The organism is Pseudomonadota bacterium, from assembly GCA_018817425.1.
Taxonomy (GTDB): Bacteria; Desulfobacterota; Desulfobacteria; order Desulfobacterales; family RPRI01; genus RPRI01.
On the sequence record JAHITX010000100.1, the window covers coordinates 23,441 to 45,125 of the forward strand.

Annotated in this window: 16 protein-coding genes; 7 read left to right on the forward strand and 9 right to left on the reverse strand. The window is 36.1% G+C overall.

The window, feature by feature from the left end:
* The first annotated feature begins 5 nt into the window (after positions 1–5).
* Positions 6–143: a hypothetical protein gene (locus KKC46_17625; GenBank protein MBU1055621.1), complete on the forward strand. Its 138-nt coding sequence runs from the start codon at positions 6–8 to the stop codon at positions 141–143.
* A gap of 32 nt (positions 144–175) precedes the next feature.
* Here the strand turns inward: KKC46_17625 and KKC46_17630 are convergent, their stop codons facing one another.
* The 6 genes from KKC46_17630 to KKC46_17655 all read right to left on the reverse strand — a co-directional run bounded on the left by KKC46_17630 (position 176) and on the right by KKC46_17655 (position 10,320).
* Entirely contained in the window at positions 176–625 is a 450-nt protein-coding gene (locus tag KKC46_17630; GenBank protein ID MBU1055622.1) for a hypothetical protein, read from the reverse strand.
* Positions 626–654: 29 nt separating this feature from the next.
* Positions 655–2,229 carry a long-chain-fatty-acid--CoA ligase gene (locus KKC46_17635; GenBank protein ID MBU1055623.1) on the reverse strand — a complete coding sequence of 525 codons (1,575 nt, stop codon included), beginning with the start codon at positions 2,227–2,229 and terminating at the stop codon, positions 655–657.
* A gap of 127 nt (positions 2,230–2,356) precedes the next feature.
* The gene (gene bamA, locus KKC46_17640) at positions 2,357–5,119 is read right to left on the reverse strand and encodes an outer membrane protein assembly factor BamA (protein MBU1055624.1); all 2,763 of its coding nucleotides are present in this window, start codon (positions 5,117–5,119) and stop codon (positions 2,357–2,359) included.
* A gap of 95 nt (positions 5,120–5,214) precedes the next feature.
* A complete protein-coding gene (locus KKC46_17645) occupies positions 5,215–9,102 on the reverse strand; it encodes a translocation/assembly module TamB domain-containing protein (GenBank protein ID MBU1055625.1) in 3,888 nt (1,295 codons plus the stop codon).
* 484 nt (positions 9,103–9,586) lie between these two features.
* A complete protein-coding gene (locus KKC46_17650) occupies positions 9,587–9,940 on the reverse strand; it encodes a hypothetical protein (protein ID MBU1055626.1) in 354 nt (117 codons plus the stop codon).
* Positions 9,940–10,320: a hypothetical protein gene (locus KKC46_17655; protein MBU1055627.1), complete on the reverse strand. Its 381-nt coding sequence runs from the start codon at positions 10,318–10,320 to the stop codon at positions 9,940–9,942. The genes KKC46_17650 and KKC46_17655 overlap by 1 nt, the downstream gene beginning before the upstream one ends.
* A 1,569-nt stretch (positions 10,321–11,889) precedes the next feature.
* On the opposite strand from KKC46_17655, the gene KKC46_17660 reads away from it, so the two are divergent.
* The 6 genes from KKC46_17660 to pilQ are packed head-to-tail and all read left to right on the forward strand — an operon-like array spanning position 11,890 to position 17,970.
* Positions 11,890–12,087 carry a helix-turn-helix transcriptional regulator gene (locus KKC46_17660; GenBank protein ID MBU1055628.1) on the forward strand — a complete coding sequence of 66 codons (198 nt, stop codon included), beginning with the start codon at positions 11,890–11,892 and terminating at the stop codon, positions 12,085–12,087.
* A 14-nt stretch (positions 12,088–12,101) separates the two neighbouring features.
* Entirely contained in the window at positions 12,102–13,154 is a 1,053-nt protein-coding gene (locus KKC46_17665) for a pilus assembly protein PilM (GenBank protein ID MBU1055629.1), read from the forward strand.
* Entirely contained in the window at positions 13,151–13,735 is a 585-nt protein-coding gene (locus KKC46_17670) for a PilN domain-containing protein (protein ID MBU1055630.1), read from the forward strand. The genes KKC46_17665 and KKC46_17670 overlap by 4 nt, the downstream gene beginning before the upstream one ends.
* A gap of 2 nt (positions 13,736–13,737) precedes the next feature.
* The gene (locus KKC46_17675; protein MBU1055631.1) at positions 13,738–14,373 is read left to right on the forward strand and encodes a type 4a pilus biogenesis protein PilO; all 636 of its coding nucleotides are present in this window, start codon (positions 13,738–13,740) and stop codon (positions 14,371–14,373) included.
* A gap of 11 nt (positions 14,374–14,384) precedes the next feature.
* The gene (locus tag KKC46_17680) at positions 14,385–15,125 is read left to right on the forward strand and encodes a pilus assembly protein PilP (protein ID MBU1055632.1); all 741 of its coding nucleotides are present in this window, start codon (positions 14,385–14,387) and stop codon (positions 15,123–15,125) included.
* A 1-nt stretch (position 15,126) separates the two neighbouring features.
* The gene (gene pilQ, locus KKC46_17685) at positions 15,127–17,970 is read left to right on the forward strand and encodes a type IV pilus secretin PilQ (protein MBU1055633.1); all 2,844 of its coding nucleotides are present in this window, start codon (positions 15,127–15,129) and stop codon (positions 17,968–17,970) included.
* Positions 17,971–18,051: 81 nt separating this feature from the next.
* Here the strand turns inward: pilQ and KKC46_17690 are convergent, their stop codons facing one another.
* From KKC46_17690 to serS, 3 genes are all read right to left on the reverse strand, one after another.
* A complete protein-coding gene (locus tag KKC46_17690) occupies positions 18,052–18,819 on the reverse strand; it encodes a tetratricopeptide repeat protein (protein ID MBU1055634.1) in 768 nt (255 codons plus the stop codon).
* 69 nt (positions 18,820–18,888) lie between these two features.
* Positions 18,889–20,391, reverse strand: coding sequence for a threonine synthase (thrC, locus tag KKC46_17695; GenBank protein MBU1055635.1), 1,503 nt, complete (start codon positions 20,389–20,391; stop codon positions 18,889–18,891).
* Positions 20,388–21,662: a serine--tRNA ligase gene (gene serS, locus KKC46_17700; GenBank protein ID MBU1055636.1), complete on the reverse strand. Its 1,275-nt coding sequence runs from the start codon at positions 21,660–21,662 to the stop codon at positions 20,388–20,390. Before serS ends, thrC begins: the two co-directional genes overlap by 4 nt.
* Positions 21,663–21,685: the final 23 nt, after the last annotated feature.

Here is a 21,685-nt window from a genome sequence, read left to right on the forward strand (position 1 = left end):
CACTTATGAGTAATAACAATATTGATGAATTCGTAAAAACACCTCAAATCGTCATACGGGCGAAACCGGTATCCAGAACCTATTTAAATTGCTGGATGCCGGATTGGGTCCGGCATGACGAAACAGGAATTCCCGGACTTTAAAAAAGTCCAGCAATATAAAAACCCGAATAAAGTTATTTATTTGTTTCTTTTCTGAGTAAATATCTTGCTTTTGAGCCGCTTCCATCTTCAAAAGTAAGTTCTTGGTTGTTGTAGTGTGTAACTTCCCACCCATTTATGCTCAATGCGTTTAATATACTCATTTCCGATATTTTGGGAGTGTTTGGTTTTTTATTAGTGTATTTTTGAATAAAATCTTTAAATGCTTCGTGTTTCGCATCTTTCTGAGCGATTATACTCTCTTTGCTGTAAGATGAAATTTCTTTTCCTGAACCGTCATTTAAAAATACGGTTGTTGACATTTCCGCTATTCCGCCATTCTCATCATAAAATCTGTTAACTATAACAAGTTCTGCATACTTGTAATATGTATTTTGAGATTGTTCTCCGGCATATGAAGAAACCGAGATTAACAGAATAGCTACACATAAAATATAATTCATATTGTTTTTCAAACTGGACATATCTTGCCTCCAAAACTTTGTTTGATTATTTACGTTTTTGTGCGAAAACATCGTATCTTTTCCTTAAGCCCCTTCTTAAATATCTTACCCGAACCCGTCTTCGGAAGCTCGGCAATAAATTCAACAGACTTAGGGGCTTTATAATGGGCAATTTGCTCCTTGCAGTGTTTTATGATTTCATCTTCAGTTGCACTGCACCCGGGCTTCAGCACAACAAATGCCTTTACAGCCTCACCCCACTTGCTGTCAAAAACTCCTATGACAGCTGCTTCCAGCACTGCCTGATGGTTATAGAGTGAGTTCTCAACTTCGATACTGTAGACATTTTCCCCCCCTGTTATGATCATGTCCTTTTTACGGTCCACAATATTAACATAACCTTCACGATCTATAACTGCTATATCGCCGGTATACAGCCAGCCATTACGAATGGCCTTGGCGGTTTCATCAGGTTGGTTCCAATAACCCTGGGTAACTGTGTCACCCTTTACAATTATCTCGCCCACTTCTTTTGCGTCGCGCGCCACCTCTTTTCCGTTATCCCTTACAACCTTTAAGAGCACACCCATAATGGGCCTGCCTGTCTTTGCCTTGAATACAAATTGCTCTTTTGGGGGAAGTACTGAAAGGTTTTCCTTTAATAATGAAAGTGTAAGATAGGGGCTTGTCTCTGTCATGCCGTATGTCTGGATGTAATCACATTTAAACGTGTCCATAATGTTTTTTACAACTTCAGGGGCAATGGGTGCACCGCCGCTCAGAATTGCCCGGAGACTTGTCAGATCATAACTCTCAACACCCGGAGTGTTTACCAGCATGTTGAGCATGGTAGGAATCATGTTTGTTATGGTAACCATTTCTTTCTGGATGGAAGAAAGGACAACTGATGGTTCAAACTCCGGGACGATCACATGTTTGCCCCCTATCCAGGTTATTGCAAATGTTGCCCAGGCGTCCGCCAGATGAAAAAGAGGGGCCGCGTGTATCCAGTTGTCATGATCTGAAAGACTCAATTCAGCGATTGCTGCAAGGGCGTGGGTGCACACATTTTTGTGTGACAGTATAACTCCTTTCGGCCTCCCGGTGGTTCCGCTTGTGTAATAAAGGTGGGCGGTGTCTTCATCCTTGATGTCAGGTGGGGAAATATAGTCAGGGCTTTCCCCTGCAATTGCATTTTCATATTTCACTGACTCGAATGTGTCGGGGACATCCCCTGACCCTGTCCATATTACCTTACCTATATTACTTTTAAGTCCCTTGAGGGCATCTACTGTTTCGCTGAAAATGTCTTCTGCTAATAAAATCTTTGCGCCTGAATCTTTAAGGATGAAATCAAGCTCTCTTGCCGAAAGCCTGTAGTTCAATGGATTGAGTATTGCGCCAAGCTGTGCCGCCGCAAAATATACCTCAAGATATTGATGAGCGTTTCTGTGAATTATTGCAACTCTATCTCCCCTCTTAAGCCCAAGGGCCTTTAGAAGACGCGATAGCCTGAAAACACGTTGGCCGAATTGGCCATAGGAAAAACGCTTGCCGCTGCAAACAACTGCTTCCTTTTCTTCATAAAGGCCGATGGCCTTTTCCAGTATAAATGGTATATTCAACTTATGCTCTCCTCTTTTCCTTGATCTTCCTTTTCAGTTTATCCGGAGGGTTGAAAATGGCTATACTCCCTCTATTCAGCTTTTATTAGAGAGTAAAGTACAGATTTACACATTATGCAACAGATAATCAGAATGTGTATCCAACTGAAAAGTGAACCTGACCGGAACTTTCTCCTTTTTCCCTGTCAAGCTTATGTCCGTATAGAATTCCGATAGGCCCTATCGGGGTAATATATCTAAGCCCCAGTCCGACCGAAGATCGGAATTTATCGGAACCGGCATCAACAAATGTTTTTGACACACTGCCAGTGTCGTAAAATGCAGTCATCTCAAAATGAGCACCAAGGTCTATCCTTGCTTCAACACTGCCTAAAATTGCACAACGTCCTCCAACAGCATTTCCCTCACTGTCGAACCTGAGCAGGTTTTCTTCAAATCCTCGAACATCAAGAGCTCCGCCAAGAAAAAAGAGCTGATCCTGGGAAACCTTCCCTTTATTGCCATAAGCTTTGATATATCCGACCCGTCCACGTAAAGCCAATGTCAAGGGGGCAAGCGGAGTATAATAATAACGCAGATCATACCGGGATTTAATAAAATCATCAAAAGAGTTTTTCAGGCCTTTTGAAATATCAACATGAAGAGAAGAAAAAATCCCTTTTTTCGGGCGGATAAAAGAATCTCTCGTATTATATATTAAAGAAGGTGTAATAATGAGTATACTGCGCTGATCGTATTCATTTTCCGTTATTGAATTTCCAAAAGGAAGAGAGGTGTCTATCCGATACTGGTCTCTTCTCTCCAGGCTGAAATTAAGCCCTGGAGTAATGTTCTTAAATGGTTTTGGGGAAAAACCCAAAGACGCTCCGATAGCATTGTAACCAAAGTTCTGGTTAAAATCTTCCACTTTTTCCGTGTATAGATTGCTGGAAGCAGATATGTGTGTGTCAAGAAATCGTGGTTCACTCATACCGATTTCTGCCCTGTAACCGATCTGACTGATTTCTCCGGACATCCACCCGTGTTTGTTCAATCCAAAAAGATTATGATCTCCCATTGCTGTGCGTGTATAAAATTCTTTTGATGAGTCATAACCGCCGCCCAACTCGATGAAATAGGGTTTCTGTTCTTCAAGATCTACCATAAGATTGATCAGGTCTTTTTCCTCTTTAAGTCCAAGACTCTTAAAACGTACATCATTGAAGATATCCATATTTCTAATGTTTCTCTGGCTCAATAGCATTTTTTCCAGGGAGAAGGGTTCGCCAGAACGGATTTCCATTTCTTTTTTGATTATCCGATCCTTTGTTCGAAGATTGCCTGTTAAATAAACATCTCCCATTGATACGAATATCCCGTCTGTTATACGGTATGTAATTTGAATTTGCGTTTTGTTATTAGTGAAATTAAGTTCCGTTTTTACTTTTACATATGGGTATCCCTTTTGGGAAATCAACCGGGATAAAGCATTTTCATCTCCTTTGATCATATATTTCTTAAAGGGCTGCTTTTCCTTTAGAGCAATTACTTTTAAAGCATCATCAGATGACAGTACTCTTGAACCGGTTATCTTAACAGAAGAAACTATGGTTCTAACACCCTCATTGATGAGAATACGGATTTTTACCCGACTTTTATTTTGGTCCCATTCCAGCTCGTGTTTAATCTCAGGGCTAATAAAGCCCTCACTGACATAAAACGCCTGTATGCTGGCAATGTCTTCTTCAAAGGTTTTTGGCATGAAAATTTTTTTTTGTAATATTTCATAGGCTCCGGTAAGCATTTGTTTTCTGATTCTGCTTTCAGTATATGAGGAGTTTCCTTTGATTTCGATTGAATCGACAATAGCTTGGGGATTTTCTTCAATTAATATACGAATATTCCGGATGGCATTTTCCTTGCCGGATAGTGCTTGTTCTTTTATTTTCACTTTAGTGGAAAGATAGCCTGAAGATAGGTATCTTTCTTTGATTTTTCTTATACTTCGTTTCAGACCTAAACCATTTCGATTTCCATCACTAAAAATTATCAGATCCTTTTTTAATGTAAGATCCCAAAAGGCATTGTTTCCATCAAAGAGAATCCGGTAACAGCGCCCTTCATTGATTACCAATTTAACAGCAACTGTTCGGTTTTTAGTATCCTTGTCAATAACCGGCTGTATTTCTACATCTGCAAAACCATTACTTCTGTAAAACTTTGTCAGTTCATCAACATCTTTTTTAAAATCGGCTTCAATAAATCTGCCGGAGCTGCCGGGGTACAATGAAGCACGCCATGTTTTCATATTCCATTTGAGTCTTGTAGCGGAAAAATTTTTGTTTCCGGTAAAGATAAGTTTCTTGAGATTGTAAAAAGGGCCTTTATTAATTCTGACTTTAATTGTGTAGTTAGAATCAACCGGATCTTGTTTTGCAGTAACATTGATCTGCGGTGCTATATAGCCTTCTTTTTCAAAAAGTTTAACGATTCCTGATTCCTGTTTTTTTAGTTCTTCTTCCACATAAGCATTTCCGGGATATATCGTCATAGCACCAAGCACATCGCGCTCAAATACAGGGTAACGTCCGTAAATACTGATGTCGTTGATCCAGTCGTAGGGGATAAGATGAAAGAAAAGAATGATATTTCCATCTTCTTCTTTTGAATCAACACTGATTTCTTTAAAATTTCCGGTCTGTTGTAAAAAACGAATAGATTCATCCAGCAGAACAGGAGAGAATTTATCTCCCTTTTTAAGTGAAATAAGATTGGCAGCCATTTTCTGAAGACCGGTATCTGTTTTGTTTTCAACCGTAATTCTTATATCTGAAATATTAAGGATATTCTCCTTTACTAGCTTTGTATCAGAGCAATGAGCAGGAAAAGAAAAAATAACTCCGCTAATCAAACAGATCAAAACTCCATATATTGTACATATTTTTTTCATATAATTTTTATAAGATCTCAGATGGCTATATTAATAGAATGAACTGCTGTTTCTAATTATCGGAATTCCATCCTGTACTTAAGCTCTCCACCGTAGAGTCCACTTGTATTCTGGTATCCGCTCAAACGAAGGTTTTGCAAAAGTTTATATTCTGCTATTGCACGCTGGATGAATTCTCCTTTTTCCGATGCTACCGCATATTTAATTGTCAATCGTTTGGAAAGATCCTTACCTATTGTTACCTTGACATAGCCCTTGGCTTCATCGTTTTTATTATCTGTAGTTTCAACTTCCAGGTAATCAAGATTTGTGGTTTTTTTTATATCATTACCCAGAGTTGATGCTATCATTTCCGCAAGTACTTGTTCCGTTGATTGGGTAACACCACCCCCGCTTTTAATCAACTCGCGGCTTGTCTTACCGACCAGCAAGAGAGACAGGATATCTTCACTTTCTTCAGCCGGTTCGGATGTAAGCTTGAGCAATATCGCTTCTCTGGTGCCTGAAATTTCAAGAAAAATTTTCCATTGCCGTACCTGAACCACACTTTTTATATCAAAGGTAGGATCATTTTCATATGGATTTAAAAAGTCGATAGTTCCTTTTTTAACCACAAAGACCTTTCGCAGATAATCTACTGTTCCTGATTCGACGGAAGTTCTACCTCTTATCAAAGGGCTATCAGCTGTACCCTGAATTTTAATATTTGGTGCAATTTCAAGTTTTGCCAGATTATTTTCAACCCGGAAGAGATTTCTGTGTTTTATATCTACATCAACAGCCATATTTTTTAATAAAGAAGATGTGTTTTTCTTCCCCATCATCACTTTTTCACGCTTTTTTTCCGTAAGTTCTTCAAGCAGATTCAGTTTCACATCTTTGTAATACAAGCCATCAATTAGCACAATTTCACCTTCAACAAGAGATTTATCTTTACTGCCGGAAAGCCTTAGATTTGTATCTATAACTATATCCATCGTATCGGGAATCTGGATTGGAAGAGCACTGGCTTTAAAGTTGATCTGCCCTTTTCCCGGTTTGAGGTCTTTTAATTCTATTTTGCCATTTATGTTAAATGTCCCGTCATCTAACTTGCCATCAATATTTTCAATAAAGATGTCTTTGTGATTAACACGAATAGACCCATTTAAATTATGCAGTTTCTGGAAAAGATAAGGAATAGTAAAAGAAATGTTTTTAAGATCTGCTTTGGCGCTGATTTGAGGATTTTTAAATGATCCGCCAAGATCTGCAGAAATATTCAGACCTCCTTTTATATCGGCAAGGTCTTCAATGAATGAACCGACAATTGATACCGGGATATCACCACGGGCATGTACATCTAAAGGTCCGTTTAGCCTGCCTGTTCCGTTAATGGTAACTTTCGCATTATCCATAAAAAATAAATTGAAAGCAGGAATCAATAACTTGCCGTTTTGATATGACAGGTTTGCATCCTTTGCATTAACTGCTTTATTGTTTCCAAAGGATAGTTCCATATCTGAAATATTTGCACGAGCGCTTATGTTTTCAAGGTTTTTTGCATTTCCTTGTGCTTCAAAGCTACCGGTAAGTTTTCCCGACCAGTCCGGATATCCGGCCATGCTAAGATAAGGTAAAAGATCGGAATGATCAAAAACTGCGTTTATATCAAAAGTACTGCTTTTAAGATTCATTTTGCCATTTGCCTGAAAACCAAGATCGGTGTTGCAACGGATAATATTTTGGTTCAGATTAAAATTTATTATAGAATCTTTAAAGTCTTGCCCCTTCAAATTTAACCGGGTTATAAATATTTTGCCTGAAAGCATGGGATGATCTAAAGACCCTTCACCGGAAATATCAATACGAAGTCTTCCTTCGACAAGGTCTTGCTTGCGGATAGCTTCAATTGAACTTAAGGAAATATTTTCCGATATAAGATTTATCTGGTATTTCTTATCGAAAGAAATCCAGGCTTCTCCTGTGATGCTTTCTCCGGGTGCAATCTGGATAGTAAGAGGCTTAACCTTAATGGTATCTCCGTCCAGTTCAGGATTCAGTTTAACCTCATGTATAGGTTGTCCTGCAATTATGAGATCTTGGCCCAGGATATTAAACCTTCCGCGAAGTTCTTTCCACGCACCTTCTACTTGACCTTTTATAAATAAAGACCCCTTAAAATCTTTATGGAAATCACTTAGAAAAATTGAAGCTTTTTCTATATTAAGGTTTGTGCCTAAAGACGTATCAAGTGATTTTGGTTTAAACACATGAACTGTACCTGAAGCATTTAAAAAAGAATTTTTGTTAACTAACTTAAGCTCACTGATATGAAGAATTCCGGAGTTGTCCATGCCGCCCTTAAGCCAGACATCGCCAATAGATATACCTCGAATATAAAGTGCTTCCGATTTTGCATCACAGACAAATACCGGTGCTTTTGCAAATCCGGAAACCGCTGCATCCAGCCAAATACTGCCTTTAATATCTTTAATACCCAATGGAGATAATGCTGGCAAGAGATCAGGGGCAGTGAGTAACACCTTACCGTCAAGAGCCTGGGAAATTATATTGTATTGACCGTCTGCCCGAAATTCCGTTTTACCGGAACTAAACTGTACCTGTTTAAGAGTTGCTATGCCCTGACTCAGATCGGCCTTTCCTGAAAAAAGCAGGTTAACAGGTGCTGCAAGCCTATCAATTGTAACCCCTTGTCCCTGAACTTTCCAGTCGGCAAAGGCTTTGGCAGACCGAGGTTCAATTCCTTTGCCTCGGATTGAAATATTAGATTGAATCAAACCTCGCATCTTTTTGCCATCAAGGCTTATTTTTTCCAGGTTTATCTTTTTCCCGTCAAGAACAATGTCGTAAGTAAGCTCATCGGGATAGCTTTTATCAGATATAAAGCCTTCAGGAAAAACCTTCATAAGATCAATTGTCCCGCTAAGATCTATCTGACCACCACCTGCCCTTAAGCTGCATGGTTTAAACATTACAAGACGATTCTTTAATGAAAACAAAATATCCGCTCGTTCAATTTTATGCCCGGCAACAATACCGCCATAATAATTTACTTTTCCCGAAACTTCAGGATTGTTTATATATCCTTTTGCCTCAAGATGGGAACGGATTTGGCCGTTATATAAACCTTCGATTCCAAGGACATTTTGCAATTTGGACAAAGCTATGTCAAAATCCCCGGCAAGATCTATTGACGGCTTATCAAATACATTAGTTATGTGTCCGGCTATATCTATATGAGAATTGCCGGAAGTAACTTGCAGATTCAAAGAAGAAATTATTTCTTTAGCAAACGATGCTTCAAGATTGATGGGACCAAATGTAAGATTGGAGGACTTGCGAACCATATTTCCGGTTTTTATTTTCAGGTCAAAGGAGCCTGTCTTTTGAGGCCAATCACCGTTTGCTATAAGATCTATGCCATTTGCAGTAATTGACATAGCCGAATCCGGAAATTCGAACTGAAATTTTCCATTTATCAGGTTGGAATTTTCCAGACGAATTTTATATTCTACCGGTTTTTCAGGTTCAGCCGCTTTTGGATTTTTGACAGATGATAGGGCGTTTGTCAGATTAAGATTGCCGCTTTTATCCGGACGAAGCAAAACCCAAGGATTTTCTATTGTGAGTTGTCTTACAATCAGGCAGCCTTTTAAAAAAGAGTCCCATGAGATATCTATAAAAAGCCTTTTTATACCTGCAATATCTTTTAAGCTGTAATCCTTTAAATTAACATGATCTATTTCGAGTTGTCCCTTAAACAAAGAAAGCCGCAGATTATCGAAACTGATAGAGCCTTTAATCTGTTTATCTATTTGTGATTCAATAAAACGTTTGCCGAAATCCGTTTGAATAGAAAAAATCAATCCTGCAATTCCTATTATTAATAGAAAAAATAAGGCAGCAATACTGATCAATATAATTTTAAATTTCTTTGGCATATATGTTTCTATGAAATAAATTACAAAGCCTGATGAACTTGTCAAATGTCCATCAGGCTTAAAAAGATTAATTAATCGAATCCTTTGAACATGTTAGTTGCTGGCACTATATTTATGGATATTAGGTAGTTATTAATAGTACTAATAATTGTGCCAATGTCAAGCAGCAATTTGAATAGAATGGAATCGAAAATCTTCGCTTAGCAAAACGCACGAACATATCTTGCTGAAGACATATATTGACATTAGGAAGTCATATCCGACAAAGCTGGAGGTATAAATTTATGAACCGCTCAAAGCGGATTAAAATTGTTGAACCACCTGCAAATCTTATGCAGGCAATGCTAAGATAGGAAAGTTGTTAATGTGATGGATTTTGATCTTTCTAATAGCTTAAAGCAATCTTATTCCCCGCTGCAAGTAACGGGGAATAAGATTGCTGTTGTGATTCAAAATATGAGAGTCTTTCTGTTGCCATAGGTTACTAATTGGCTTTTAAAATATCCGTTCCTTTGTTGTAACCAAAAAAGAAGATGTCAAATGCAAAAGGGATATTAAACCTGATATCTGCATCGGTTAAAATTTCCCCTGAACCTTGTTGTTGTGCTTGTTGCAGGTAAACATCAATTTCCGGTGCAGGGCGAAAATTATAATTGCCAAAATACCAACCACCTCTAGGGAATTCTTTTGCCAAATTTCGATGTTCGGGGGTGGTTATTTTTCCTTCAGGCCTTTCCAAAGCAAGGTATTTTAATGGTAGTGGGTCAGTAGAGGCACAACTGTAAAATAAACAGGAACTCAAGAATAAAGCACCACAGATAGTTAAAAATCTTTTCATTATTCACCCCCTGAGCTATATTGCGTTTGAAGGTTTTCATCTTCTGAAGATGAAAGCATTTTACTACTCAAAGCTGTACCACTGACTTTAATATAATTTGATCTCACAAAGAGCCCGGTTTCGGTGGTTACCTGGGCATCAATAATAGTATCGTATGTTGTACCCTTCAAAGCATTCCGAACTGCTTCAGATAGATAATAAGGATCTGCCCCAATTTTACATTGATCAGTTCCGGTAACGGTGGGGCCCGATATGTTTTGGGGAATTATTTTACCTTCCAAATCTCCAAATGACATCAATCCCACTTGGCATGTTTTCTGATGCCCACATCCAACAAATAAAATTGCCAACAGAATTAGTAAGCCGCCTCTTATTTTCACTCATTCCTCCTCATTCATAAGTGTTCTTTTAAATTACTCTGTGTTCCTTATCCAGAATATGCCCTTAACTCTACAACAAATATATTGAACAACTACTCCTCATAGCGGCAAAACTTGAGGTTGTCAATATTGAAACTTAAGCGGTGTCCGAGTTAGCAAGTGTAGACTGACATGTCATTAAAAAAGAGACCATTTTTAATAAGGGGATGTTTTTTCTCTTGACGAGCCCTATAATAGTTGACCCCAATCCCCCACTTTTTTTGCAAACATAATTGACTTATAGCCCTGCTTTAGACATTATTTAGAGCTCCCAGGATTTTAGAATTGAAAGAAAAATCTCTGGCAAATTCCTTTCAGGGCATTTTTTACTGCATTCTGATAGGAACTCTTAATATTCAGATTAAATGGAACTTGATAGGTTGTATTGGTCGTTTCTGAAAGGAGCACGCATCATCTCCTTTAGCCTTTATAAGATCAATGTCAGCAATAATTGTACTGATTAATGCTGTTTTAGGAGCAAGTGAGCCAATGTCTGGGAGAACATGGCTATAGATCCAGAATTTCTTGAGTTGCACTTTGATAAGGATATCATAAGCATCGGACTCGCTAATAGATATTTATATTGTTTGGCTACTTCAAGTTTCTGAGCAATTTTGAAGACAACATGGCTTCTTGTGTTTTTTAGAAGAGGTCTTGCAAGACTTTCTGATAGATCTTATCCCAATTCAGTGTATCCCAAGGCCCTGATCCTTCACCTTTTACTGTTTCCACCCAATAGGTTTTTTAAAACAAAAGCATGCGGGCAACCATTGAATAAAGAGCTTTGATAAAAGAAGCCGGGGTGGAATGTCCTTTGTCAGATATTCCTGCGAAAAATGGCAAAAGGGGCCGGATAAGAAGTCAAATAAATTATATCTTTTCGAGCCAGTTTCAAAACGCCCCATTTTGGCCGATCTCTGCGTTGGGCTCAAATTTCAATCCTCGAAATACTCAATGTATTCCTGTGGTTGAAATTTTCGCCCGCCTTGAGCTTGACCAAACTGAAACATTTTGAAAGTGGCTCTTTTTATTTGAAATTTTCCACATATATGTGTACATATAATTATTAGCAATAAAATTATTCTTGGAGGAATAATATGGGACAAGTCACAATATAAAGGATGCCAAAAGCATCGAAATTCTTTCCTCTGCAATCAGAATTATCATTTTGCGCATGGCATCAAACAACAGATTTGTGTCATTCGGATAATGTACATCTGTTTCCACGACAAAAGAATCACAGCTGCCTCAAGGTTCCTAAAACCAGTATCTTCCACAGATCCATACCCGTTCTTCCAATTTTATGACATGCTTTCGGTACAATCCGTATTTATCTTCCAAATCAATCGATTACTATTTGCCGGTCAAACACTAAATATACAATCTGTTGTGACGGTTTGCCAAAGATACGCAATATAAAGTATCTATCCATAACTATATATAAATTATATATAATTTTGCTTGACTAATATAAATTAAACTGTAGATTTTAAATAAAGGTGAACTAAAATGTATCAGGATGTACGATCAATGGCAAAGAATTCATTAAAAAAAATCAGGGAATCTCTTATGATGAGTAAAGCGGAACTTGCCAGAAAGGCAAATGTTTCTTCTATTACAATTTCCCGTATTGAAGAAGGTATGCCTTGTCGTATGGAGACAAAACGAAAAATAATACTGGCAATGGGCTTTAGTCTTTCCGATAAAAACAAAATATTTGACGATTGAGATGAGAGTGTCTTATGGCATTCGGTAATAAAAATAATCTTGTTGGCTTGGATATTGGATCAAGAATCCTTAAAGCCGCTGAAATTGTTGAGACTAAGAAAGGATATCGCCTCAGAAAGTTTTGTACTATTGATATTCCGCCAGGGCTTATAGAAGACGGAACTATCAATGATAGTGAAAAAATAGCGGAGTATATCCGCAAATTATTTAAAGATAATAAATTGACAGAAAATAATGTGGCGGTGTCAATAGGCGGATTTTCTGTTATTGTAAAAAAAATATATGTTCAGAAAATGGATGAGGATAAGCTTCAGGAAACTATCCAGTTTGAGGCTGAACAGTATATTCCTTTCGATATCAGTGATGTTAATCTTGATTTCCAAATTATTGGAGAAAATGAAAACAATCCTAACCAGATGAGTGTTTTTCTTGTTGCTGCCAAAAAAGAAATGGTGAATGAATACTTAAATCTCGTCCAGATAGCCGGTCTTAATCCCTGTATAGTTGATGTGGAAGCCTTTGCGCTCCAAAATATATATGAGTTTAATTATGATGAAAATACTGAAAATATAGCATTAATTGATATAGGTGCAAGTAAGACATCATTAAATATTTTAAAAGGTTTTTCATCACTATTTATGAGAGATGTTTCTCTGGGGTGCGGGCAGATAAACCAAAAAATTGTTTCTCTTGCAGGCTGTACTTTAGATGAAGCTGAACAAATAAAATTTGGCGGCCAGAATGATAAAGTTTCTACAGATGATTTAAAAGAAATAGTCTCATCGGTTGTATCGGATTGGTGTACGGAAATAAAAAGGGCTCTTGATTTTTTTTATTCTACGTATCCGGATGATTCTATAACAAAAATTATATTAAGTGGAGGTGGAGCAAATATAAAAGATTTTCGCCAGCTTTTGTCTATGGAAACCTCAGCTGAAGTAGAGCTTATTGATCCATTTAATAAATTGGAATTGGCTGACAATATAGATTCAACTTACCTGAAAAAAATTGCTCCTCAAGCTGCTATCAGTATAGGCTTGGCATTAAGAAGGATGGATGATAAATGATCAGGATTAATCTTCTTCCTTTTCGTACAGCTAGAAAAAAAGAGAATATTCGCCGTCAGATATCAATATTATCTTTGGCATTATTGTTGGTATTTATACTTTTGGCATTTCAAAATTTCAGATTAAGCAGCCAAGTTAAAGAGATTAGCAGGAAAGTTGAAAGTAAAAAGAAAGAAATCGCAAAATATGCAAAAATTAATAAAGAACTTGCAGAAATCAAAAAGAAACTTGATATTTTAAATAAAAGAATGGGAATTATTAATGGTCTTGAGGCAAATCGTTATGAGCCGGTAATGCTTCTGGATGCAATGACAAATTTGATTATTCCTAAAAGGATGTGGTTTGTCACTTTTAAGTCAAGTGGAAAAAATATTAATATATCAGGTATAGCCGTTGATAATCAGACAGTTGCTGATTTTATGACACGTTTGGAAGGTTCAAAAATATTTTCAACAGTAAATTTAAAAACATTGAAAAAAAGTGGAGCCAAAGGCGAGCGGGCAAGATTTAAAAATTTTGAAATTTCGTGTATTAAATATACTCCAGGTGAAAGAGCAAAAATCGGAGCAAAAAAGAAATAATAATGGAAAAGCCTGAACTTTCAAAATCATTAGCACCTATCTTTGAAAAGCTGGAAAAACTTTCAAAGATACAAAGAATCCTTATTTTTTGCAGTATATTAATTGCTGCTGTTGGCATATTTGTATATGCACTATGGCTTCCGAAATTAGATAAAATAAAAAAGTTTGAGTCTGAAAACCAAGAATTAACAAAAAAGCTTAATATTGCTGAAAAAACGTCAAAATCATTACCTGAATTTAAAGCTAAAATGCTTAAAGCTGATATTAAACTAAAAATAGTATTGAAAGCTCTTCCAGAAAAAAAAGAGATACCAACACTTTTAGAAAGTATTTCATTATGTGGCCAGGATGCCGGACTTGAATTTATTTTATTTCAGCCAAAAGGAGAAAAGCAAAATAATTTTTTTGCAGAAATTCCTGTATCCATACAAGTTATCGGCAAGTATCATAATGTTGCAATATTTTTTGATAAAGTAGCGCGGCTTCCCAGAATAGTTAATATCGATAACATAAACATGAAAGTAGACAAGGGTAATAATCTTTTTACTTCATGTACCGCAGTGACTTATAGATTTTTAAAAGCTGATGCTTCCAAAAGTAAGAATAAAGGGAAGAAAAAAGGCAGAAAAAGGCGATAATAAAACATCAGATGAGAGATAACTTGGTGAGCATGCGAAAAAATCTAACTATAATTTATATCGCAGTATTTATTTTATGTCTGCTTCATTTAATGATGGGATGCGACGATAAAAAAAAACCAACTAACAAGGCTGTTGCTATAAGTAAAAAGATAGTATCAAAAAGTAAAGAACCAACTCCAACTCCCGTGAAGGTTCCGGTTACTGTTTCGAAAAAAAAGAATGATGATGAAAGTAAAATAGAAAATGACATATCTGATAAAAATATAAATACCAAAAATGATAAAATTGATACTGATTCTGTTAATCTGGAAAATAGTAATGCAAATGATAAAACATCATCATCAGATATAACTTCTAAAGAAATAGCAAAACTTCTGCCTATAGGAATTATAACATATAATCCGGAAGGTAAAATAGATCCATTTGCATCTTTGTTTAAACAAGGTCTCAGTAAAAACAAGGGTAAAAAAATGCGTTCTTTGCTAACGCCTCTGGAAATGGTTGATTTAAGTCAGTTAAAACTTGTAGCAATATTGCGTGCTGAAAGTGGAAATAGGGCTCTTGTTGAAGAATCTTCCGGTAAGGGATATGTTGTAGTAAAGGGAACTTATATTGGCAATAATTTTGGTAGAATTGTCAAGATACTCAATGATAGAATAATTGTAGAGGAAGAAATTGAAAATATTATTGGGGATAAAAAGATCCAAGAAAGAGAACTTAAACTTCAGAAACCTCTTGGAGAAGAATAATATGAATTATTATTTGTTGAAAATAATTAAAGCTTTTTCAGTAGTTATTTTCCTTGCGGTTTTAACTTCTTTTCAAGTTTTATTTCCACTTGAAATTTATGCCCAGGAAGAAGAACAGAATTCAACAGTTGTTAATGAATTAGTTGCAAATGAAGATAAACAGTCTGAAGGCACTAATTCCACAGGCAGTGAAATAATAGTTTCTGAAGAACTTGCCGAAGAACCTGATACATCTATGATATCAGAAACACAGGATGATGAGAAAGATCAGCCTGAGAATCTCGATACAGAAGAAGAAGTTGAGTCGACTTCTGAAGAACTTGCCACTGAATCTGATGCCTCTTCAACCTCTGAAGTAAAGGATGAGACGGGAAAACAGTCTGAGAGTGTGTATACCACAGAAGATGATGAGTTATCGGATTCCAAAGGAATTACTGAATCACCCGATGTTCATGTGCCGGGTGTTATTAATGTAAAAGCAATAACTATAAACGAAAATACAAATCGTGGTGAAACTGATCTTAAAAATGCTATAAATTTCAAGTCAGTTTCTGTTGACAAAGGCAGCAGTGGTTTATCTATTTTAATTGAATCAGATGGTATGATAAAAGATTATAATTCTTTTACGCTTAAAAAGAATCTTTCTGCTAAACTTCCTGCAAGAATAGTCTTTGATATTTTCAAAATAAAAAGTCCTTTCAGAAAAGAACAAATTGTTTCGGTTAATACTAAATGGGTTAGCAGAATTCGCCATTATGCATCATCTGATAAATTTCGTTTTGTTTTGGATACAGAAGATGAATTTTTAAATGCTTTTTCGGCTAAACCGATTGCAAATGGACTTTTAATAAAATTTGGAAATATTGAGCCCGATAAGACTGATGAAGACGGCATTCTTTCCAATGCTGATGGTAAAGAACTAATTGAAGAAGAAGCAATAGACACAGCAATAAGCGAAAAACCAGAGGAGTTGACAGAGACTAAAACTGAAACAGGTGTATTAGTAGTTGAAAAACAGGAAATAGATTTAAAGCCTGCATGGGTTGATAGAATAGATTTTTTAAGTGAAGATGGTGGTAGATCCTCAATAACAATCGGTACTACTAAACCTGTTGAATATAGTATTAGCAAAGCAAGTGACAGATTACTCCATCTTCAGTTAAAAAATACCAATATAGCAAAAAAACAAAAAAGACCTCTTATTACAACGCGTTTTAATAGTGCTGTTGATGGGATTTGGCCTGTTCAGATGCCTGAAATGGAGAAAACATCTATAATTGCAATTGAATTAAGAGAAGCAGTTTCTTATGTGCTGGACCAATCGGATAATATAATCAATATTCATTTTGAAGCTTCTACAGTTTTACCAAAAACTGAACAAGATAAGGGTATTCCGGTATGGAAAGAAGTTCTTGAAACAGTACCTAAAGAAATAGAAGCAGAGGAAACAGAGGCGGAAACGCCGATTGTTAGCAAGGCTGTAAGTGATGAAAAAGAAATTTCCGGACTTGAGCAAAAATATACAGGTGAAAAGATTGCACTTGATTTCTTTGATACTGATATAAAAAATGTCTTTCGAATTTTGAAGGAAGTTAGTGGGAAAAATTTTGCAATTGATAAAAATGTACTGGGCAAAGTAACCTTGTCATTGGAAAAGCCGGTTCCCTGGGATCAGGCTATGGATCTTATTCTTAAAATGAATCAACTAGGGATGATTTATGAAGGTGATATTGTAAGGATTGCACCTCTTGAAACTATAAAAAAAGAGCATGAATTAAGACGAGCCAGTTTAATTGCAGAAAAAAAGGCAATTGCAGAAAAGAAAGCATTGGAACCACTTATTGTTGAATATATTCCTATTAATTATGCTAGTGCAAATAAAGATATATTACCTCATTTAAATAAACTATTAACTAAAGACAGGGGAAATGTCACTGTTGACGATAGGACAAACCTTATAATTTTAACGGATGTAGCAGATGTAATTAAAAATGCAAAAGATATCGTGAGAGTACTTGACAAAGTTACTCCTCAAGTTCTTATAGAAGCACGAATAGTTGAAGCTAGTACAAATTTTTCAAGAGATCTTGGTGTAAGCTGGGGAACAGGATATGGCGTACAGTCTACATCTAAATTAGATTCATCCGTTACTTCAGCAATGTCTTCGGCAAACGCTACGTCAGTCAATAACATGGTAGGGGATGCTACTCAACAAAGTGGTGCCAGCAGCCTTGGAGGAACTTACGGGATAACCTCATCTATAAATTTTCCGGCATCTGCAAGTAATGCAGGCAGCATAGGATTTAACTTTGTAAGAATAGCCGGCACTCCCTTTATGCTTAGTGCAAAGCTTCAGGCAATGGAAGCCGATGGAGAAGGTAAAATTGTTTCTTCTCCAAAAATAGCCACCCTTGATAATAAAGAAGCTACTATCAAACAAGGATTGCGTTATCCATATAACAAACTCGATAATTCAGGAAATACAACAACAGTGTTTGAAGATGTTGATCTTGAACTTAAAGTAAAGCCCCATGTTACTCCTGATAACCGGATTTCAATGGTGATAACAATTAAGAAAAAGGACATCGGAACGCTAGTAAATGATAATTATTCTTTTACGACAAAAGAGGCTGAAACGGAGTTACTCGTTAATGATGGAGATACTGTTGTAATAGGAGGCATCATTAAGACAACAAAGAGTACCGGGGGGTCATCAATTCCCGGACTTTCAAAAATCCCTATTCTTGGGCCGCTACTCTTCAAATCATCTACAAAAACCGATAACAAGGAAGAACTTCTTATATTTATAACTCCAAAGATAGTTACACTTGATCAGAAAGTATAAATAAAAAAAAGTTAAAAAGGGCTGTTTTATTATCAAGAATAATTCCGCCCTTTTTTTATTTCAAGTTTGAATTGAATTAAATTATTTATGATTTTGTGCTTTTAATCTTGCAATTTCTTTTTGTGCTTTAGCAGATATATCGCTTTCCGGTGATATTTCTATAACTTTATAATAAGATATTATAGCTTTTTCATATTGTTTTAATTGTATATAAGCTTCGGATAAATTCATATAATATTCAGGAATCCAAGGTGAATATTTTATTGCCTTTTCAAAATAAATTACAGCTTCTGAAGGGTTTTTCAATTTTACATATGTAATTCCAAGCCCATGCAATGCAATCGGATAATTTGGTTCGATTTTCAACGCTTCCTTGTAGTATTTTTCAGCTAATGTAAAATCATTTTTATTGTAATATGCCCAGCCCAGGTTAGCTATAGGATAATGTGGAGTGGCATAAAGAAGATCATTAGAAACTTTATTAAAGCTATCAATTGCTAAATCCCAATTTTTTAGGGCAAGATATGCGGTTCCAAGATTGTTAATTGCTGGCGCATAATCATGCTTTAAATCAATTGCTTTTTTGAAATGTTCAACAGCTGTTTGAAGACGATCTTTTGCCATATAAACAAGACCAAGGTCGTTATGAAGAACTGGGTCATTTGGATATATTTTTTCAGCATCAAGCAGCTCTTTTAGTGCCATAGTATAATCACTTTGGTACATATATGCTTCACCAACTCCTCTTCTAGCTTCACCTTGTTTTTTTAATACTTTTTGATCAGCACAAGAAAAATAACCAAAAACAAAAATAATAATTAATGTATAAAAAATATTTTTTATATTCATTGTATTACCTCTATCTATAAATGATAACTGATTAGATAAAATGGATTGTTTAGGGTTCTTAAATATTATTTATCTTTTTTGCAGATCAAGAGATTTAGCAATTTCATCTGACACACGGTTAATAAATATTTTTAATTCTTTTTCATTTAAGGGTTTATCCGAAGTCGGAACTTTGTCAAGATCGTTTAGATGCATTAAAGCAGGAAAGTTTACTAAAGATTTATCTGGTAATACATCATATTCGGATGGAAATTTATCTTCAAAATACATATCCTGAAACCCTGAAAATTTAAGAGCATGTGCAGTTGAATCTAAAATGGCAGTATCGGTTTTTGACACCAGCCCTTTTTTGATTGCTGTAAAAAGGCCGGCAAGACACTCACCGCCATGAGTACATGCAATATGACCGTTTCTGTTTGCTGTAATTTGCCAGTCCATTATGGATTGTTCCGTTACTTCAATAAAAGATGTGCTATCATTGCCTGCAAGTCTATTGTATTCTTCAACAAGATGGATAACCCTTGGCATTGATACAGGGTTTCCAATCATTGCTGCCTGAGCTACGCTTGCTTTTACGTTTACAGGAATGAATCTGCGTTTAATGGCATCCGGTTCGCTATAATAATTGTACACCGGGTTTGCATGTTTAGATTGAACTCCTATAATTTTTGGCAGTACGTTTATTATACCTGTTTTGTAAAATTTTATAAAACCATTTAATACAGCAGTAATGTTTCCGGCATTTCCAATAGGAACAATTATTACTTTATTTCTCATATCATACTCAAAAATTTGTGCAATTTCGTATGAATAAGATTCCTGGCCAAGAATGCGCCAGGCATTTTTTGAATTCAGCAAAGCAACATTGTATTTTTCTGATAAGTTTTCAACTATCTTCATGCAATCATCAAAAACACCGGGAATTTCAAAAACAGATGCACCGCTGCCTAATGGTTGTGAAAGTTGTTGAGGTGTTACTTTTTTGTGAGGGAGAAGAACCGCAGATTTTATATGAGGTTGCAAATAGGATGCATATAAGGCTGCTGAAGCCGAAGTGTCTCCTGTAGATGCACAAATTGCAAGAATATCCGAAAAATGGTTTTCCTTAATTAAAAAATTTATATAACTTAATGCGCTTGCCATTCCTCTGTCTTTAAAAGAAGCACTTGGATTCTGGCCATCGTTTTTAAAGAAAAATTTTATGCCGACTTTTTCCTGCAATAAAGAATTCGCTTCTATAACCGGCGTGTGCCCTTCACCAAGATAAATTATTGAGGAAAGAGGCATTACCGGTCCAATAAATTCGTGGTAGAGATATATGCCTTTTAAAGCCGGAGTTTTTAACATCTTGCGATAATCAAAAATACTTTGCCATTTTTCTCCAGGAATTTTTTTTAAAAGATCAAAATTTAAATCATAAATCAAAAGAACTTTACCGCAATCAGGGCATGTATAAAGAAGATTATCTATCCCGTGTTCTTTGCCGCATCCCAAGCATCTATAAACAAGATTACCTTTGTGCTTAGGTATTATGAAAGGGCGGATTTCTTCCGGGAAATTATCAAGTTTCATAATGAAATCCTTTCAATATTACCCATATAAGGTTTTAATTTATCCGGAATAATAACTGACCCATCTTTTTGCTGATAGTTTTCAATAATTGCAGCGACAGTGCGGCCAACAGCAAGGCCTGATCCATTTAAAGTATGTACGTGCTCAGTTTTTTTCCCGCCTTTTCTCTTAAATCTGATATTGCCGCGTCTTGCCTGAAAATTTTCAAAATTACTGCAAGATGATATTTCTCTATATACACCTTGTGCTGGCATCCATACTTCAATATCATATGTTTTTGCAGAAGAAAAACCAAGATCTCCTGCGCAAAGAGCCACAACCTGATATGGGAGTTCCAGGCGCTTTAGAATAGTTTCTGCATTTTGAGTGAGTTTTTCAAGCTCATCATAGGAATCTTCAGGTTTGCTAAATTTTACCAGCTCTATTTTATTAAATTGATGCTGTCTGATCAAGCCTTTTGTGTCTTTGCCGTATGAACCGGCTTCTGAACGGAAGCAAGGAGTATAAGCAGTGTAGAAAATTGGCAAAGCGCTTTCATCCAAAATTTCATTCTGGTGAATATTTGTTACAGGAACTTCAGCTGTAGGAATCAAGTAATAATCCCAACCCTCTATCTTAAATAGATCATCTTCAAATTTTGGTAATTGACCGGTACTAATCAGGCTCTGTTTGTTTACGATAAACGGTGGCAGAATCTCAGTATAGCCATGTTCAGTCGTATGTATATCCAACATAAAATTAAGAACAGATCTTTCAAGTTTTGCTCCGGCTCCGAAATAAAGAGGAAAACGAGCTCCGGTAATTTTTGAAGCCCTTTCAAAGTCGAATATTTTAAGCTTTTCCCCAATTTCCCAGTGGTTTTTTGGCTTAAAATCAAAATCAGGTATTTTGCCTACGGTTCTTATTAATAAATTATCAGAGCTGTCTTTCCCCTCCGGGACAGAGCTGTCTGGTATATTGGGAATTTCCATAAGAATCTTATTAAGCTTTTCTTCATTTTCCAAAAGTTCCGAATTGAGATTCTTTATTTTTTCTGACTCATCCCGCATTTCCAAAACAAGGGCTTTTGAATCTATTCCTTCTTTTTTCATGGATGCGATTTTTTCTGAAAACATATTACGTCGGTGCCTTAATTCTTCAATTTCTAATAGAATTGTTCTGACTTTTGAGTCATAAATTTTGAATTCTTCAAGATTAGCGCTTTTACCTCTTTTTATCATTGAGTTTTGCACCAGATCCATATTTTGTCTGACAAATTTGATTTCCAGCATAGATATTCCTATTTTATTTTTAA

Bases quoted from the DNA above. Each gene is read 5' to 3' on its own strand.
- KKC46_17625 (MBU1055621.1), top strand. From the start codon at position 6: ATGAGTAATAACAATATTGATGAATTCGTAAAAACACCTCAAATCGTC.
- KKC46_17630 (MBU1055622.1), bottom strand. From the start codon at position 625: ATGTCCAGTTTGAAAAACAATATGAATTATATTTTATGTGTAGCTATT.
- KKC46_17645 (MBU1055625.1), bottom strand. From the start codon at position 9,102: ATGCCAAAGAAATTTAAAATTATATTGATCAGTATTGCTGCCTTATTT.
- KKC46_17650 (MBU1055626.1), bottom strand. From the start codon at position 9,940: ATGAAAAGATTTTTAACTATCTGTGGTGCTTTATTCTTGAGTTCCTGT.
- KKC46_17660 (MBU1055628.1), top strand. From the start codon at position 11,890: ATGGCAAAGAATTCATTAAAAAAAATCAGGGAATCTCTTATGATGAGT.
- KKC46_17665 (MBU1055629.1), top strand. From the start codon at position 12,102: ATGGCATTCGGTAATAAAAATAATCTTGTTGGCTTGGATATTGGATCA.
- KKC46_17670 (MBU1055630.1), top strand. From the start codon at position 13,151: ATGATCAGGATTAATCTTCTTCCTTTTCGTACAGCTAGAAAAAAAGAG.
- KKC46_17675 (MBU1055631.1), top strand. From the start codon at position 13,738: ATGGAAAAGCCTGAACTTTCAAAATCATTAGCACCTATCTTTGAAAAG.
- KKC46_17680 (MBU1055632.1), top strand. From the start codon at position 14,385: ATGAGAGATAACTTGGTGAGCATGCGAAAAAATCTAACTATAATTTAT.
- pilQ (MBU1055633.1), top strand. From the start codon at position 15,127: ATGAATTATTATTTGTTGAAAATAATTAAAGCTTTTTCAGTAGTTATT.
- KKC46_17690 (MBU1055634.1), bottom strand. From the start codon at position 18,819: ATGAATATAAAAAATATTTTTTATACATTAATTATTATTTTTGTTTTT.
- thrC (MBU1055635.1), bottom strand. From the start codon at position 20,391: ATGAAACTTGATAATTTCCCGGAAGAAATCCGCCCTTTCATAATACCT.
- serS (MBU1055636.1), bottom strand. From the start codon at position 21,662: ATGCTGGAAATCAAATTTGTCAGACAAAATATGGATCTGGTGCAAAAC.